This is a genomic window from Bradyrhizobium sp. USDA 4452, assembly GCF_054063575.1.
In genome coordinates this window covers 6,779,882-6,794,926 of record NZ_JBSSGK010000001.1, presented here as the reverse complement: position 1 = coordinate 6,794,926, position 15,045 = coordinate 6,779,882, and the positions used below count along the sequence as shown (strand labels likewise).

The 15,045-nt window shown below is 66.0% G+C and carries 14 protein-coding genes; 6 read left to right on the top strand and 8 right to left on the bottom strand.

Annotated elements, in window-relative coordinates; all coding sequences use genetic code 11:
• Positions 1-74: 74 nt before the first annotated feature.
• From ACVISU_RS31775 to ACVISU_RS31765, 3 genes are all read right to left on the bottom strand, one after another.
• Positions 75-458: a response regulator gene (locus ACVISU_RS31775; RefSeq protein ID WP_050403215.1), complete on the bottom strand. Its 384-nt coding sequence runs from the start codon at positions 456-458 to the stop codon at positions 75-77.
• 110 nt (positions 459-568) lie between these two features.
• A complete protein-coding gene (locus ACVISU_RS31770) occupies positions 569-1,786 on the bottom strand; it encodes an extensin-like domain-containing protein (protein ID WP_456709562.1) in 1,218 nt (405 codons plus the stop codon).
• A gap of 678 nt (positions 1,787-2,464) precedes the next feature.
• Entirely contained in the window at positions 2,465-3,301 is an 837-nt protein-coding gene (locus tag ACVISU_RS31765) for a DUF2147 domain-containing protein (RefSeq protein ID WP_456709561.1), read from the bottom strand.
• A 180-nt stretch (positions 3,302-3,481) separates the two neighbouring features.
• Here ACVISU_RS31765 and ACVISU_RS31760 point away from each other — a divergent pair, with 180 nt between their 5' ends.
• From ACVISU_RS31760 to ACVISU_RS31740, 5 genes are all read left to right on the top strand, one after another.
• Positions 3,482-4,225: a DUF2147 domain-containing protein gene (locus tag ACVISU_RS31760; protein ID WP_456709560.1), complete on the top strand. Its 744-nt coding sequence runs from the start codon at positions 3,482-3,484 to the stop codon at positions 4,223-4,225.
• A 158-nt stretch (positions 4,226-4,383) separates the two neighbouring features.
• The gene (locus ACVISU_RS31755) at positions 4,384-5,499 is read left to right on the top strand and encodes a helix-turn-helix domain-containing protein (protein ID WP_456709559.1); all 1,116 of its coding nucleotides are present in this window, start codon (positions 4,384-4,386) and stop codon (positions 5,497-5,499) included.
• Positions 5,500-5,617: 118 nt separating this feature from the next.
• Positions 5,618-6,232 carry an inner membrane-spanning protein YciB gene (locus tag ACVISU_RS31750; RefSeq protein ID WP_456709558.1) on the top strand — a complete coding sequence of 205 codons (615 nt, stop codon included), beginning with the start codon at positions 5,618-5,620 and terminating at the stop codon, positions 6,230-6,232.
• Between the two features lie 155 nt (positions 6,233-6,387).
• Positions 6,388-6,714: a hypothetical protein gene (locus ACVISU_RS31745; RefSeq protein ID WP_456709557.1), complete on the top strand. Its 327-nt coding sequence runs from the start codon at positions 6,388-6,390 to the stop codon at positions 6,712-6,714.
• Between the two features lie 158 nt (positions 6,715-6,872).
• On the top strand, positions 6,873-8,417 hold the full coding sequence (locus tag ACVISU_RS31740; RefSeq protein ID WP_456709556.1) for a FecR domain-containing protein: 1,545 nt from the start codon (positions 6,873-6,875) through the stop codon (positions 8,415-8,417).
• Between the two features lie 15 nt (positions 8,418-8,432).
• Here the strand turns inward: ACVISU_RS31740 and ACVISU_RS31735 are convergent, their stop codons facing one another.
• Entirely contained in the window at positions 8,433-9,293 is an 861-nt protein-coding gene (locus tag ACVISU_RS31735; RefSeq protein ID WP_456709555.1) for an NUDIX domain-containing protein, read from the bottom strand.
• Between the two features lie 134 nt (positions 9,294-9,427).
• Positions 9,428-10,297, bottom strand: coding sequence for an archaetidylserine decarboxylase (gene asd, locus ACVISU_RS31730; RefSeq protein WP_050403207.1), 870 nt, complete (start codon positions 10,295-10,297; stop codon positions 9,428-9,430).
• Between the two features lie 34 nt (positions 10,298-10,331).
• Here asd and ACVISU_RS31725 point away from each other — a divergent pair, with 34 nt between their 5' ends.
• Entirely contained in the window at positions 10,332-11,996 is a 1,665-nt protein-coding gene (locus ACVISU_RS31725) for an aminotransferase class III-fold pyridoxal phosphate-dependent enzyme (protein ID WP_456709554.1), read from the top strand.
• Positions 11,997-12,280: 284 nt separating this feature from the next.
• On the opposite strand, the gene ACVISU_RS31720 is transcribed toward ACVISU_RS31725, so the two are convergent.
• The 3 genes from ACVISU_RS31720 to ACVISU_RS31710 form a co-directional block, all read right to left on the bottom strand.
• Positions 12,281-12,898 carry a hypothetical protein gene (locus ACVISU_RS31720; RefSeq protein ID WP_050403205.1) on the bottom strand — a complete coding sequence of 206 codons (618 nt, stop codon included), beginning with the start codon at positions 12,896-12,898 and terminating at the stop codon, positions 12,281-12,283.
• 256 nt (positions 12,899-13,154) lie between these two features.
• Positions 13,155-13,844 carry a class I SAM-dependent methyltransferase gene (locus tag ACVISU_RS31715; RefSeq protein WP_050403204.1) on the bottom strand — a complete coding sequence of 230 codons (690 nt, stop codon included), beginning with the start codon at positions 13,842-13,844 and terminating at the stop codon, positions 13,155-13,157.
• Positions 13,845-13,878: 34 nt separating this feature from the next.
• Positions 13,879-14,934 carry a glycosyltransferase family 4 protein gene (locus ACVISU_RS31710; RefSeq protein WP_456709553.1) on the bottom strand — a complete coding sequence of 352 codons (1,056 nt, stop codon included), beginning with the start codon at positions 14,932-14,934 and terminating at the stop codon, positions 13,879-13,881.
• Positions 14,935-15,045 lie beyond the last annotated feature (111 nt).

Below are 15,045 nucleotides of genomic sequence, written 5' to 3'. Positions count from 1 at the left end.
GAGATCTTATAAAGACGGAATAAACGCCTGCCGCGAGCGGCCTACCAGGCGCGGTGGGCCGCTCGAAATCGCCGTCAGGCCGGCGCGCCGTTCTTGAGCAGCTTGGTCACGGCCGCGACCAGCTCGTCGGGCGAGAACGGCTTGTTGAGCAGCACGCTGTCCGGCACGCCCCGGGTCGGCCACTCGTCGCCGCCACCGCCGGTGATGTAGAGCACCGGAAAAGACGGGTCGATCTCACGCGCTCCGCGCGCCACGCGCCAGCCATCGAGCCGGCCGAGCAGGCGGATGTCGGTGACCAGCGCGCTGTATTTGGTTCGGAAGGCCTTCAGCAACGTCAGGGCTTCCTCACCCGAGCCTGCGATCGCCGGCTCATAGCCGCCGTCCCTCAGGGCGTCCTCTACCATCATCTGAAGATCACGATCGTCTTCGATGACGAGAATGATCGGCACGTCTTGCAAAGCTATCCCCCAGAAATCAGCCGGGTGCGCCGGCTCCGCGAGCATATGCAGCAAATAGTGGCTACCGTTTGCACGGCACCCCCAGTAAAAATACGGGTGTCAGATGCGTCCTATTCGTCGGCGAATTCGTCTTCTTCGTTGACCCCCGCTCTACCCCGCGGAGCCGGCTTTCTGCCGCCAAGCGATCCTGTGACATAAGGTTCGCGCGCTGCATAGGGGCTACGGCCGCCGGCACGCGCCGCGACCTCTTCGCCGGAGACGGCAGCGGGCTGGCAGATCAGGCGCCGGCTGGCCCGGCGCATCAGATCCACATGGATGTGGTCGTAGTGATAGACGTTAGAGCCTGGCGCGAGCACCGTGGTGAATTGCTGGCAGGCGGCGGCCTGGATATCGCGCAGAAAGCCCTGCTCCTCCGGCAGGCCCTTCCAGCCATCCTTCACCGAGATGCGTCGGCCATCGGCGAGCGTGAAGGCCGCAATATCGAGCGCATTGCCAAAGGCATGCTCGGAAATATGCGCATGCGAATTGCCGTTCATGCCCCGACAGGAATAGGCCGAGATCTGCTTGATCTCGACGACGCGGGCGCCGAACCAGCGCTGCGCCGCCGGCTGCACGGAATCGGCGAGCCAGCGCTCCAGCACCGAGACGATCGGACACGCCAGCGTTGCGGCAGGCTTCACTGCGACCGGGCCGACCGTCATCACGGGGTTGCCGCTCGACGGGCCGAGCCGCGGTGCCGCCGCCGCACCGGACGGCTGCTGTGAATAAGGCGCAGGTGAGTAAGGCGCGGCCGCGCCCTCGCGCTGCGGATTGCCGGGCAGGCCCGGATAATAAGGTCGCTCGCGGCTCGCATCGGGCGAGCCATCCGGCGGCAGGTCGATCTCACCCTGCTGCGGCGGGACGCCGGGCGCCGACAGCGACACCGGTCCGTTCGGCTGGCTGCCATAGTTCGGTTGGCCGACGGCTTGTTCGGAATATGGCGCCTGCGCGGGCGGCGGGCTCGGCTGACGATTGATCGGCCAACGCGGCTGGTTGCCGACCGACGCCGGCGGACGCAGGCTGTCGTCGGCAAATCCGTAAGCTGAACTGGCTTCGCCGAGCGCGGCGACCTTGAGCGGAAACTCGGCGCCGCAGACACCGGGGCCGGAAATCGGATCGATGCGGACGAGGTCCGGGCCTTCCTTGACCGCGCCGGATTTCAGGCAAGCGGCCTCGGCCTCGGCCCGCCACGGTTCGCGCTCGGCAGTCTGGAACAGACCGCGACCGCAACCAGCAAGCGACACAAGGACAAGGGAGCCGACGAGATACAAACGAACTCCACGCGTCATGGCGCGGAGGTTCTGCGAATTTGATTAAAGACTCTTCAACGCATTTCGACTGTTTGATTTCAGCTGTCTTTAACTATGCAGTGGAACCCTGGCCGCGCGATCGCATCGATCTCTCGTTGTGTCACCAACCATCGCGGATGCTCCGCGCTGTTCATCTTTAAATTGTATTTGCAAACGCTACAATCATGTCGAAATCTGACGGACGGTATCCGGGGCGGGCGGCCAATGCGCAACCCGCAACGCCGCGGAATTTATTTGCGGGCGCTTCAACGCCTTGATTCGCCGCCTGTTTGAGCCGCGCATCGCAATGCGGTATCGGGTAGGAACATCGGGCTTGGCAGCAAGGCTGACTTTTTCGGCCAGGAACCAGTTGCTAGCTTTTGCGTTAATGCGGGCAGCGTTGTGAACCAAGGGAGCGTCCCCATGGATTTCGCGAGTCCTCTGCTGAGCAAGCTGAGCATTGTGGCCGCGTACATCGCGTTCGCCTTCGTCGGCGCCATCATTCTCGGCGTGTTCTGAAGTTCGATAGGCATAGAGTTCAGCGCCCGGCGGCCGCCCCGCCGGGCGCTTTTGTTTTTCTGGTCGACACCACCATCCCGTCACCCTGAGGAGCGCGCATCGCGCGCGAGGTGGCAAACAGTTCGACGGCGTCCGGTTACAGGTTGGACAGCTGCGTAGTCACGAGCGCGGCTCGGCCCGGAGTTGCCCCTGCGTGATCACGCGGTGCCGTGCGCGCGAGACGCGGACCCAGTCGGCACCGGTGCAGTAGACGCGGCCGAGCGCACAGGACAACACCCGCAGTTTGTCGGCCCCCTTCAACTCGATCGTGCCGTAATGGATCGTGCCGCTGTCCTGGCTGGAGACGCCGCCATCCCAGCGCGCGTCCTGCTTCGGCTTCATGTTGATCAGCACGGCTTCGCCGAGATCGCGCGTCGTCCTGTCGAGCGCATAGCCGCACAGCGCCGTGCCGCAGTGACGGATGCGCACCAGATCGTTGGCTTCGGTCTGCCAGTCGCCGATCGGACCGTCGTCCGCCTCGTCGGCCTCGCGCGAAACCTGCAGCACCGGCGCCGGACGCGCAGACGCTGCGGGCACCGCAGCCGGCGGCTGAGCTGCGACGACCGGCGGCGGCTGCGGGGTCATCACGCGCGGCGGCGACGGTGCTGACGGTGGCGACGCGGCAGCCGGCACGGCTGGCGCGGGCTTGTACACGATGATCGGGGGCGGCGCGGGAGGCGCTGCGGGCACGGGCACGGGCGCGGGCTGCGCGCTTGCGGCCGGCGTGGCCGGGACCGCTGCCGTCGCCGCGGGCGCAGGCACCGGCTTGATCGCACGACCGTTGTCAGCGCCGTGATCGCGCCTCGATGGACCCGATACCGAGACACAGGACAGCGCGCGGCAGCGCGTCTTATCGAGATGGACGCGGTGGCCGCCGATCGAGAACGAGATGCCCTCGCCGGCGTTGGCGAGCGGCATGAACAGCATCAGCGCGACGGGCAGGCAGAAGCGCTTCATCGAAACCTCCAAAACGTCCGATGACGCTAGGGGCACCGTGCTCGCGGCGCAGTGATCTCCGTCACCGTGGCGAGCCGTTCGGCTCTGCCCGGCAACGTGATGTGCATCACGGAATCGGAAGCCGGCGGCGCGTAGCGTCCGGACCAATCACCGCCCCGCTCAACGCCATGGAGACTCACGATGCAGAAGCTCGTTGCGATCGCCGCGCTGCTGATGGCCACCACGTCAGCGCATGCCGGCGGCACCGGCATCACCTTCCAGATCGACGGCCAGCGCATCCATGTCGAGGCGCCGCGCAATTGCAGCGCGCTGTCCTGCATCCGCATCTCGGCGCCCGGCTATAACGGCACGATCGGCGGCATCGGCAAGAATCTCGGCTCGAAGTCCAACGACGATGACGATGTCGCCTCGTCGACGAGCTCTCCGCCACCCGCGCCACCGCCCGCACCTGCTCCGGTTCAGGCCGCCGCGCCGCAACCGGCCGCGCCGACCGCCCCCGCTGTCCCGCCCCCTGCGCCGCCGGCAACGGTTGCGACGGCGGCCCCTGCGCCCGTCGACGCCGCGCCCGTCGCGCCTGCACCGGTAGCCGCACAACCTGCGCCGCAGCCGCAAGCCGCTCCGATTGCCGCCGCACCGGCGCCGACCGGACCGATCGGCGTCTGGGCCACCGAGGAGAACAAGGGCAATGTCCGCGTCGAAGCCTGCGGCGCCAATCTGTGCGGCTATTCGGCGACAAGCAACGAACGCATCCTGATCAACATGAAGCCCGACGGCAGCAAGTGGAGCGGCCGCATCCACGATCCCGACTCCGGCCGCAACTACGACTCGACGATCGCGATGAAGGGCCCGAATGCGATGCGCGTGCAGGGCTGCGCCTTCGGCGGCATGTTCTGCGGCGGCCAGACCTGGAAGCGGGTCAGCTAGGCGTCACATTTCCTTTCCGGATCGCCCTGATGTCCGCGGCCGCGCAAGCGGCGAGCGGACATCATTCTGACTGGTCCGACGGTCGCTTCATGTTGATCGCCGGACGCGCTATAAGCGTCGCAATGTCGAGGTTGAATCGAACCTGCGGGCGGCTTGCGATGGCGATGACGGCTCTTGAACTCGGTCTGCGGGGCGCGGTGGTCGCGCTGTTCCTGGTGGTTTGCGCAGTGCTGCTGCTGCGCTACGCGGCGGTGCATCGCGCCGCGCATCTCGGTGCCGCGATGGGCGTGGCCGGCGCGGCCTACGCGATCACCACCGCACCGTTCTTTCCCGCATCGTCATTCGGCTGGAGCTCTCCCTTCATCGCGCTCGCGATGGGCTCGCCGGTGATCTTCTGGCTGTGGGCGCGCGCGATGTTCGACGAGCGGTTTGCGCTGCGGCCCTGGCATGCGGCGGTGTGGACGCTGCTCGCCGGCCTTGGCGTCGTGAGCCACAATTGCTGGACGATCTGGCCCGATCTCGCCGGGCCGTGCGGTCGCGTCCTGGCGCTGGCGACGATCGGGTTTTCCGTGCTCGGGATCGCGCAAATTCCGAAGGGATGGCGCAGCGCCGTGACCACGGCGCGCGGCCGGATCCTGATCGCGCTGCTGATCGGCATCGGCCTTCAGATGATGTTCGCCGCCGCGGCCGGGCTCGCCGCAATGCCGGACCTCTCCATCAGCCGCAGCGCCGCGCTGGCGCTTGGTGCATTCGCGCTGATCGCGATCTGGATGATACTGTTCGATCCGCCCGCGAGCCAGCCGGCGGTTGCCCGCGCCCACGGCGGAACTGGTCATCAGGCCGCACGGGTCGCGCGTTCGCTCGCCAATGCCGGTCCGTCAGCCTCGAGCCAGGCCGCGCTGAACCACCTCAAGCATCTGATGGCGACCGAGCGGACCTATCGGCAGGAAGGGCTGACCATCGGCGTGCTCGCGGTCAGGCTCGGCATGCCGGAATACCGGCTGCGGACGCTGATCAATGACGGGCTCGGCCACCGCAACTTCAACGCCTTCCTCAACCGCTATCGGCTCGACGAGGCCAAGGCGGCGCTCGCCGATGCCGGCCAGGCCGAGGTACCGGTGCTGACGATTGCGCTCGACGCCGGGTTCCAGTCGCTGGCGCCGTTCAACCGCGCCTTCAAGGCGGACACCGGGCTGACGCCGACCGAGTTTCGCCGGCAGGCTATCGCCGGCAAGACCGCACCGGATGAGGTGGAAATCGCCGGTTCAAACTGACAATTCGCTCCTCGAATTCAGAAATCGATAGGCCGACAGGCCCACAATCTGCCTAGCTGTGCCGACGCGGGCGCGGGTCGCGCCAATGCGTGAGATGACAAGCGGAGTTCAACGGCCGATGAAGCATTTCTTCACCGCGGCAAGGTTGCTGGCCCTCGACCTGGCGTCGACCCTCGTCTTTCTCGTTCTGTTCCTGCTGACCCACAACACCGCGCTCTCGGTCGGCCTCGGCATCGCGTTCGGCGTCACGCAGATCGGTATCCAGATCATACGCGGCAAGCGGATCGACACCATGGAATGGCTGAGCCTGGTCCTGGTGGTCACCGCCGGCACCGCGACACTGCTCACGAATGACCCGCGCTTCGTGCTGTTCAAGCCGAGCGTGATCTACGCCATCGTCGGCGTCGTGATGCTCAAGCCCGGCTGGCTGAACCGCTATCTGCCCGAGATCGCGCAGACGGTCGTGCCCGATGTCGCCATCAAGGTCGGTTACGTCTGGTCGGGGCTGATGTTCGTCTCCGCCGCGGTGAACGCCTTCGTCGCGCTCACCTGCGAGATCACGACATGGGCCGTCGTGATGCCGGTCTTCGGCATCGTCAGCAAGATCGTGGTGTTCCTCGGCGGCTTTACCGCGATCCGCCTCACCGCCAGGCGCCGCATCCGCGCCATGCCCGAAGCTCAGCGCGAGGCCGTGCTCGCGCTCGAGGGGGCTCCGGCGGCGGCGACACCATAGGCGCTGACGTTGCCCGTCGGCGTGTGGTTGACGAAACAAACCGGCGCGCGACGAAACCATTTTGCCGTGCGCACGAAGAATTGCCGAAACCAAACCTGCCTAGTGATGGCCTCCGCGACACGCTGCAACGGCGCGATCATCACAAGGGGGACATCATGGCTTTCACTGCTTCCACGCTGCGTCACGGCAAACTGCTGGCGGCAACCGCGTTCGCGCTCGGTCTGTTGACTTCGGCCTCCTATGCCTACACCGACGAACAGCAGCAGCTGTGCACCGGCGACGCGATGCGGTTGTGCAGCTCGGAAATCCCCGACGTCGATCGCGTCACCGCCTGCATGGTGCGGCAGCGCACGCTGCTCAGCGATGGCTGCAAGGCGGTGTTCCACTACGTGCCGCCCGCAACCGCCGCGCAGCCCGCAAGCTACGCCCCCGCGGCCAGGCCGGCGAAGCCACTCAACATCACTCCTCACAAGCGCGGCTAAGCAAAACCCTGGCAACGACCAGGCACCGTGCTTCCGCTCGGGAGCGCGGTGCTTGATCGTTCTGGTCCGCCATGACAACAAGGCAGGACCGTTCATTCGGCATTCAGCCTGACGCGGCTCAATTGCCAGTCCCCAATGCCTCCCGGGAATCGATGGTGATGCGCCGCGCCTTCCTTTATGCGCTTCTGCTTGGTGCCGGCGTCACGATGGGTTGGCATACAACGGCCAATGCCGCGCCGAAGCTGACGCAGCTCGCGCAAGCGCAGCCTGCACCGGCACCCTTGCCCGCCCCCGCACCGAGTGCGACACCGTCAACGCCAGCGCCTGCCACGCCAGCGCCTGCCACGCCCGCCCCGGCTGCCGCGCCGCAGGCCACGGCGCCCGAGCCGATCGGCAACGTCGCAACGCTGACCGGCACCGCCACAGTCACGCGCAACAACACCACGACGCCGCTGCAGATCCGCGACGATATCTTTGCCAATGACGACGTCGCGACATCAGCGACCTCCTCGCTCGGCATCACCTTCAACGACGGCACCACCTTCAACCTGCGGGCCAATGCCAGGATCACGATCGACAATTACGTCTACGATGACGGCGGCCAGCAGAACAGCGCGCTGTTCAACGTCGCCAAGGGCACGGCGGCGTTCGTCGCCGCCGCCGTCGCCAAGACCGGCGACATGAAGATCTCGACGCCGACCGCGACGCTCGGCATCCGCGGCACCACCGGCCTCGTCGAGGTGCCCGAAGGCGCGACCGCGACCAGCAACAATGTCGGCATCAAGCTCTATCCCGATGCCGACGGACATGTCGGCCGCATCGAGGTCAACGACCGCAGCGGCGCCTCGCTCGGCGTGCTGACACGCGGCGCGAGCGGGTTTGCGATTCGTCCAGGCGCCGGCGGTGCCCGTTTCGCCGCGGTGCCGCTGACGATCTCGCCGCAACAGATGACGCGCGACCAGGGCTTCGTGCGCGCGGTGCATTCGGCGCAGACGCTGGGCCGTCAGGTCGTGACCGAGCAGCGTGACTTCCGCCGTGCCAATCCCGACTTCCGCAGGGCCAATCCGGCCGCGCCCTATCCGAATCGCGGCCAGCCGGTGCAGCCGAACCCGCAGCGCCAGAACGGCCTGCCGGGCCAGAACCGCAACGCGCCGCAGCAGCCGGGTCAGCAAAACCGTCCGGGCCAGCCGCAGCAACCGGGCACGCAACCCAGCACGCCCGGCCGGCAGGGCTCGCAGCAGCAGCCGGGCACACAGCAGCAAGGCGGCGCGCAGCACGCGTTGCCCGGCCAACCCGGCGGCACGACGCTGCCGCACGCGCCCGGCGTCCAGACGCCAGCCGGACAACGGCCTGCGGGACAACAGCCCACGCGCCAAGAGCCCACACGTCAGGGAGGCGCGACGCAACCCGGCGGACAACAGCAACCCGCGCGTCAAGGCGGTCTGCAGCCCGGCCGTACGCAGGTGCCAGGCGGCGTCCGCCAGCCGGGACAACCAGGTCAACCGGGCGTGCCGCGACAGGGCGCGGCGCAACCTGCGCCGCAGGCACCCGGCGAGGTGCGGCCCGGCATTCAGCAGGCCACACCCGGCGTGCGTCCGGGCATGCAGCGGCCCGCAGTTCAGGCCCGCCCCGGCTTCACGCAACGGCGCGCACCGCCGCCGCGCGCAGCGAAGCCGCCGCCCCGGGACAAGCGCCGTAATTGATGAGAGCGCGCGGCGTCAGGCCGCGCGGCGCAGCCAGTCGCGCACGCGCTCAATCAAATTCTTGCGCGGGATCGGTTGGACTGTGGTGGCAACCGGTTCGATCTCGCGCGCAGATGACGGCGGCGGTTCGGATGCAGTTGCTTCCACAACATGCGCGGTCTCGATCGCTTCGCCGCTATCCGCGGCACTATACTCCGGCACCTTCGCCGGCTGATCCGGTTCGGTATCCATCACCGCAATATCGGACGTATCGGCTGTGACCGGCAACTCTACAGGCGCCGGCGTATCGACAACGATCGGCGTCTCGGCATCCTCGGGCGCATTCGCGACCACGGGGACCTCCGCCGTAACGGGCGCTTCAGCGATCGCAGCTGCGTCAACGACCGGCTCTTCCTCGGCAAGCCGCGCGCGCCGTCGCTCCGCAGCCACGTTCCGCAACTGTGCACGCCGCTCGCGCTCGGCGTTCGCCGCGGCCTGCATCGCGATCGGGCCGACATTCTCCAGGAACGCGCGCTCATAGCCGCGCGACAGGCGATCGAGCGCTTCATCGAGCGGCAGCCAGTCCACTTCCCTGATGTCGCTCATCAACGCGCGCACCGGCTCGCCGCCGGCATCCATGCGCCAGTAATGCACCACCTTCGAGCGGCCGCCTGAATCATAGACCAGCGTGCCGAGGAATTCGTGTACCACGACATCGTGGCCGGTTTCCTCCAGCACCTCGCGCTCGGCGGCCTCGCGCGGCGTCTCGCCATCGTCGAGCTTGCCCTTCGGCAACACCCATTCATTGCGCTTGCGCAGGCGCACGACGGCAAAGCGCGGCAGAGCCTCCCGCCGCAGCACAATGCCTCCCGCCGCCAGAACAGGCGTCCGCGCCATCACGTGTCCATCGGGTTTGCGATTTAGGATCGTCGCGCGACGATCTCGCCTATCTTAAAGCATGATCCGGAAAAGTGGAAACCGGTTTTCCGGGCAGATCATGCTCAAAGAATGACGCGCAGCAAACAACGAGATCAGTTTGCAGGCTTTTTCAACAACGGTTCGCCGCATTTGATCCGTGTTCCCTCCGCGACATTGTCGCAGAATTCGAAATCGCCGGGCGCCAGCAGGATGATGGTCGAGCCGTGCTCGAACCAGCCGAGCTCGTCGCCCTTCTTCACATGTGCGTCACAGGGGAAATCCACCGGACCGCGCGATTGCGCGTTCAGCGTGACGTCGAGGAAATGCAGGCGGAGGCTGGCGACAAGGATCGCGGCGACCGGAACCAGCGTCAGCGCCTCGCCGGTCGGAAGCTTCGCCCGCAGCACCGCGCGCTCGTTCTTGCAGAACAGCCGCTCGACCCGCTTTAGCGCGATCGGATTGACGTTCCAGACGTCGCCATGGATGAACGTCACCTTGTCGATCGCAAGATCGTACGGCGCATGGAAGCGGTGATACATGCTCGAGGTCAGCCGCAGCGTCACGAAGCGGCCGTTTTTGTGCTGCTCCACCAGCGCGGGATCGCCGAGCAGGTCGAGCAGCGAATACGGCGCGCCCTTGACCTGGAAAAGCTGCCCATCCTCGATCCGCCCATGCGCGCCGATGATCGCATCCGACGGGCTCGCGATGATGGCGGGATCGGCCGCCGCCGGGCGCAGGCCGGGCTTCAGCTCGCGGGTAAAGCAATCGTGCAAACTCTTGAACTCGGTCTTCTTCGCCTCGGACAGATCGAGGTCGGAGAACAGCTTCCAGCAGGCGATCGAGGCATCGCGCACCAGGGGGTTCTCGACCTTGGAGAACCAGCCCATGAATCGGGTGATCGCCGCCCGCGGAATCCGGTTGGTTAGCAGGAAATTGAGGTCCTCCTGCTGGGTGAATGCCGAGATCAGGCCCTTGACTGTCATGAATTTGTTAGGTGCCGACGCTAGCGCTTCTGTCATGGAAACATCCCTTCCGATTCTCTCGCTGTCCGCCGCCGCGCTTGCCGGCGCCGCCGCAGCTTTCCCCAAAATTCAGGCCCGCCTCGCGCTGTCGCGGGCCAAGCACCGCTCGCTGACCGGACACTCCAAGATGTCCAAGATGGTGGCGCGCATGGTGCCGCACTACGAATTCGACATCGACACGTTCTTTTGCTCCGACGGAGCCCCGAAGGACGTCGCGATGCAGCGCCAGGACGGCTTCTTCCGCCTCGCCGGCCTCTACGCGGATCGCTACCCCAAGGGCCGCGCGCTCACCGCCGAGGTGACGGAGCGGATCTCCGACCTGCAGTTCACCGAAACCTACCGCGTGCCGTTCCAGTACAGCCGCCTGGTGCGCGAGCATCTCGGCACCTCGGCCTTCGTCGAGGCGTCCAGCGGCGTCACCGTTACCGACCTCGACGGCAATGTGTCCTACGACCTGACCGGCTCCTACGGCGTCAACATCTTCGGCAACGACTTCTACAAGGAGTGCATCGCCGAGGGTGAGAAGCGGGCGCACGCGCTCGGTCCCGTGCTCGGCCCCTACCACCCGATCATTGCCGACAACGTCAAGCGGCTCTGCGAGATCTCCGGCCTCGACGAGGTCTCGTTCCACATGTCCGGCACCGAGGCCGTGATGCAGGCGGTGCGGCTCGCACGCTACCACACCAAGCGGACGCATCTGGTGCGGTTCGCCGGCGCCTATCACGGCTGGTGGGGCGAGGTGCAGCCCGGCGTCGGCAATCCGGTGTCGCCGCACGAGACCTACACGCTTGCCGACATGTCGGAGAAGACGCTGCACGTGCTGCGCACTCGCAAGGACATCGCCTGCGTGCTGGTCAATCCGCTGCAGGCGCTGCATCCGAACGGCAACGCGCCCGGCGATTCCGCGCTGGTCGATTCGTCGCGCTCCTCCCGCTATGACCGTGCCGCCTACACCGAATGGCTGAAGAAGCTGCGCGAGGTCTGCACCGAGCGCGGCATCGTCCTGATCTTCGACGAGGTGTTTGTCGGCTTCCGCCTCGCCGCCGGCGGCGCCCAGGAATATTTCGGCGTCAAGGCCGACATGGTGACCTACGGCAAGAGCCTCGCCGGCGGGCTTCCTGTCGGCGTGGTGTGCGGCCGCAAGGACCTTATGCGGCGTTTCCGCGACGACCGGCCGGCCGACATCTGCTTTGCCCGCGGCACCTTCAATTCGCATCCCTACGTGATGACGGCGATGGACGAGTTCTTGAGCCGGCTCGCCAGCCCCAACTTCCGCTCGATCTACAACGGGCTGGAGGAGACCTGGAACGGCCGCGCCAAGGCGCTCAACGACCGCCTCACCGAACAGGGCCTGCCGGTTCGCGTCGGCAACATCTCGTCGATCTGGACGGTCTATTACACCGAGCCGTCCCGCTACAACTGGATGCTGCAATACTATCTGCGCGCCGAGGGCCTGGCGCTGAGCTGGGTCGGCACCGGCCGCCTGATCTTCACCCTGAACTACACCGACGCCGACTTCGCCGAGGTCGCCGACCGCTTCGTCACGGCCGCCGAGAAGATGAAGCGCGACGGCTGGTGGTGGCACAAAGAAGGCCTCACCAACAAGAACATCAAGCGGCAGATCCTGAAAGAGATGGTCGCCGTGAGGTTCGGGCGCTGAGGCTAGTCCCAAGCACCGCTGTCTCCCCCCCTCGCCCCGCTTGCGGGGAGAGGGTTGGGGTGAGGGGGAGTCTCCACATACTCGCTGACAAACGGACTCGCGGAGAGTCCCCATCACCCGGATTGCATCTGCGATGCAATCCGGCCTCTCCCCGCAAGCGGGGAGAGGCGAAGTGAGCGTGCGGTCAAGAATATTCAACGCGAAGCTATCCGCTCTGTTCCCAAGAACGTAGATGCCCGGGACGAGCCCGGGCATGACGCAGTTCAAAGACGTTGGAGCAACGATCAGGCGTGCCTGACGTGCTTCTCGAGACCCGGATCGATCAGCTCGCCCTTCATCAGGAACAGCGGCGCCTTGTGATAGAGCTTGAGGTCATGGAAGGGGTCGGTGACGATCTTGGTCATCCAGACGAGGCCGGTCTCGACGTCGCGGATGAAGAACAGGTGGATGGTGCGGAACAGAAGGCCGCCGATGCCGACCGCGAGCCAGATCTTGGCGACCTGACGGGTGAAGTCGCCCATCGTGACCCAGGGCTTGAACAGGCCGAACAGGGTCGGGTCGAAATACAGCACCATCGGCGACAGCGCCCAGATCGCCATCAGCACGACCTTGCGCTGCAGATTGTAGCCGACCTTGATGTCTTCCTTGTGCTCGTGGGTCGCCTGGTTAACGTGATCGTAGCCCTTCGGCTCGAAGAAGAAGTGGCCGGCCTGGCGCGAGGTCATCGAGACCAGCCAGCCGACCAGCGCCGACACCACCGGATCGAAGAACAGCATCACATAGGCGAACAGGAAGCTCAGCGCGCTGACGAAGTGCAGGCTCTGGTTGATCCGGCTGTGGTGGTAGAAGCGATGGTCATCCCAACGCTGGGTACGCAGCTCTTGCAGAAAGTTCTTGATCATTGGTTCCCCCAACATCTTTCGGGACAGGATTTACAGGGATTCGATGTATCGCGTGTGACATCATCATAATGACATATGACAATGCGGAGCGACGCCTTGACGCAACCGGAGAAGGGTTTTGCCTCATCCCGGCGAGGTTTGCGGGGATGAAGCTGAGGAGATCGTAGCATCCTGGCTTGGGAGCGCTGCGCGCCACCTCACCCGGGAGGACCGGCGGCCCTGGGCCGCCTTGGTCAGGCCGCCTCAGGCTGCCTGCTTAGGCGGCCTTGGCGACATCAGCCTTGCGGAAGCGGACCAGCGAGAAGTGGCCGAGCGGCGGGATCAGGCGGCGCTCCGCGAGCTCCATGCCGCGCGCGCCGGCCAACCATTTGGTGTAGCGCGACCAGGCGAATTCGGCGGTGCGGAACCCGAGCGGGCGCACCACCGGCTGCAGCTTCTGCTCGATGAAGCGGCGCACGCCGGCATCGGCGCTGACACGGGTCAGGACGATCATCTCGCCGCCGGGCTTCAGCACCCGGGCGAACTCGTCCATGGCAGCTTCCGGGTTCGGCACCGCCGACAACACGTACTGCGCCATCACGACGTCGAACGAATTGTCGGGGAATTCGAGCTTCTCGGCGTCCATCACCGCGAGCCCCTCGACATTCTTCAGGCCCTGCTCGGCAACCCGCTTCTTGGCCTTCTCCAGCATCGCCTCGGAGATGTCGGTGCCGAAGATGCGCACATTCTGACTGTAAAGCGGCAGCGAGATGCCGGTGCCGACGCCGACCTCGAGCACGCGGCCGCCGATCTTGTTGGTGGCCTGGATCGCGGCCTGGCGGCCCTTGCTGAACACGCCGCCGAATACGAGGTCGTAGATCGGGGCCCAGCGGTCATAGGCCTGCTCGACCGTTTCGCGGTCGAAGTCCATGGAACGGTCGGCGCCCAGCTTGATGATTTCAGCCATAGTAGAGTCTCTCGTCTTTCGTTCGATTGAGCTGTTAATTCGGAACCGCACTGCGGCCGGCGACGCGGCGGGCGGGCCGCGGCGCGCGGCTCGGCTGCAACGTGGCCAGATTGCCGATGAACTGACGCGCACTGTTTTCCCAGGAACGCTCCAACGCAAAATTGCGGCAGTCCGCGCGCGACATGTTCAGCGCGCGCAGGCAGGCGCTGCGCAGATCGTTGTCGATCGCGCCGATCGGATGATCCGCGATGACGTCCTTCGGGCCGGTGACCGGGAACGCCGCGACCGGCGTGCCGCAGGCCAGCGCCTCGAGCTGCACGACGCCGAAAGTGTCGGTCAGGCTCGGGAATACGAACACGTCGGCGGCGGCGAGATGCGAGGTCAGATCCTGGCCCTTCTTCTCGCCGAGGAAAATCGCGTCGGGATACTTCTGTTGCAGCGCCGCACGCTGCGGGCCGTCGCCGACCACGACCTTGGAGCCCGGCAGGTCCAGCGACAGGAAGGCGTCGAGATTCTTCTCAACCGCGACGCGGCCCATGGTCATGAAGATCGGCCGCGGCAGGTCGAGCACCGCCGGCTGGTCCGGATTGAAGATCTTGGTGTCGACGCCGCGGGTCCAGAAGCCGAGCTTGCGGAAGCCGCGCCCGGCAAGCTCCGTGCGCAGCGAGTCGGTCGCGACCATCGTCATCGATCCGGCGGCGTGGAAGTGGCGCAGCACGGCATAGCCGACGCTGTCCGGAATTCCGGTGCGCACCGAAACATATTCCGGAAAGCGCGTCGTGTAGGAGGTGGTGAAGGCGAGCTTGTTGCGCTGGCAATAGCCGCGCACTGCCCAGCCGATCGGCCCCTCGGTCGCGATGTGGATCGCCTCGGGCGCGGCCTCCTCGATCCGGCGCGCGATCTCGCGGCGGTTCGGCAGCGCCATGCGCAGGCCCGGATAGGTCGGCACGCCGACCGAACGGAAACCGTCGGGGGTGAGGAATTCGATCTCGGCGCCGAGCGTCGCTGCGCTACGCGCAAGCGAGGTCAGCGTCCGGACCACGCCGTTGACTTGCGGATGCCAGGCATCGGTCGCAACGAGTATGCGCATCGCAGGAGACCCAAATCGTTAATCTTGATTCTGCTCGCACGACGTTCTGACATGGATGTTTCAAACGTATGACGTCATCGAAATGTTAGGTTGTTTTTCACGGCGAACTGC

Bases quoted from the DNA above. Each gene is read 5' to 3' on its own strand.
- ACVISU_RS31770 (WP_456709562.1), bottom strand. From the start codon at position 1,786: ATGACGCGTGGAGTTCGTTTGTATCTCGTCGGCTCCCTTGTCCTTGTG.
- ACVISU_RS31765 (WP_456709561.1), bottom strand. From the start codon at position 3,301: ATGAAGCGCTTCTGCCTGCCCGTCGCGCTGATGCTGTTCATGCCGCTC.
- ACVISU_RS31760 (WP_456709560.1), top strand. From the start codon at position 3,482: ATGCAGAAGCTCGTTGCGATCGCCGCGCTGCTGATGGCCACCACGTCA.
- ACVISU_RS31755 (WP_456709559.1), top strand. From the start codon at position 4,384: ATGGCGATGACGGCTCTTGAACTCGGTCTGCGGGGCGCGGTGGTCGCG.
- ACVISU_RS31750 (WP_456709558.1), top strand. From the start codon at position 5,618: ATGAAGCATTTCTTCACCGCGGCAAGGTTGCTGGCCCTCGACCTGGCG.
- ACVISU_RS31745 (WP_456709557.1), top strand. From the start codon at position 6,388: ATGGCTTTCACTGCTTCCACGCTGCGTCACGGCAAACTGCTGGCGGCA.
- ACVISU_RS31740 (WP_456709556.1), top strand. From the start codon at position 6,873: ATGCGCCGCGCCTTCCTTTATGCGCTTCTGCTTGGTGCCGGCGTCACG.
- ACVISU_RS31735 (WP_456709555.1), bottom strand. From the start codon at position 9,293: ATGGCGCGGACGCCTGTTCTGGCGGCGGGAGGCATTGTGCTGCGGCGG.
- asd (WP_050403207.1), bottom strand. From the start codon at position 10,297: ATGACAGTCAAGGGCCTGATCTCGGCATTCACCCAGCAGGAGGACCTC.
- ACVISU_RS31725 (WP_456709554.1), top strand. From the start codon at position 10,332: ATGGAAACATCCCTTCCGATTCTCTCGCTGTCCGCCGCCGCGCTTGCC.
- ACVISU_RS31720 (WP_050403205.1), bottom strand. From the start codon at position 12,898: ATGATCAAGAACTTTCTGCAAGAGCTGCGTACCCAGCGTTGGGATGAC.
- ACVISU_RS31715 (WP_050403204.1), bottom strand. From the start codon at position 13,844: ATGGCTGAAATCATCAAGCTGGGCGCCGACCGTTCCATGGACTTCGAC.
- ACVISU_RS31710 (WP_456709553.1), bottom strand. From the start codon at position 14,934: ATGCGCATACTCGTTGCGACCGATGCCTGGCATCCGCAAGTCAACGGC.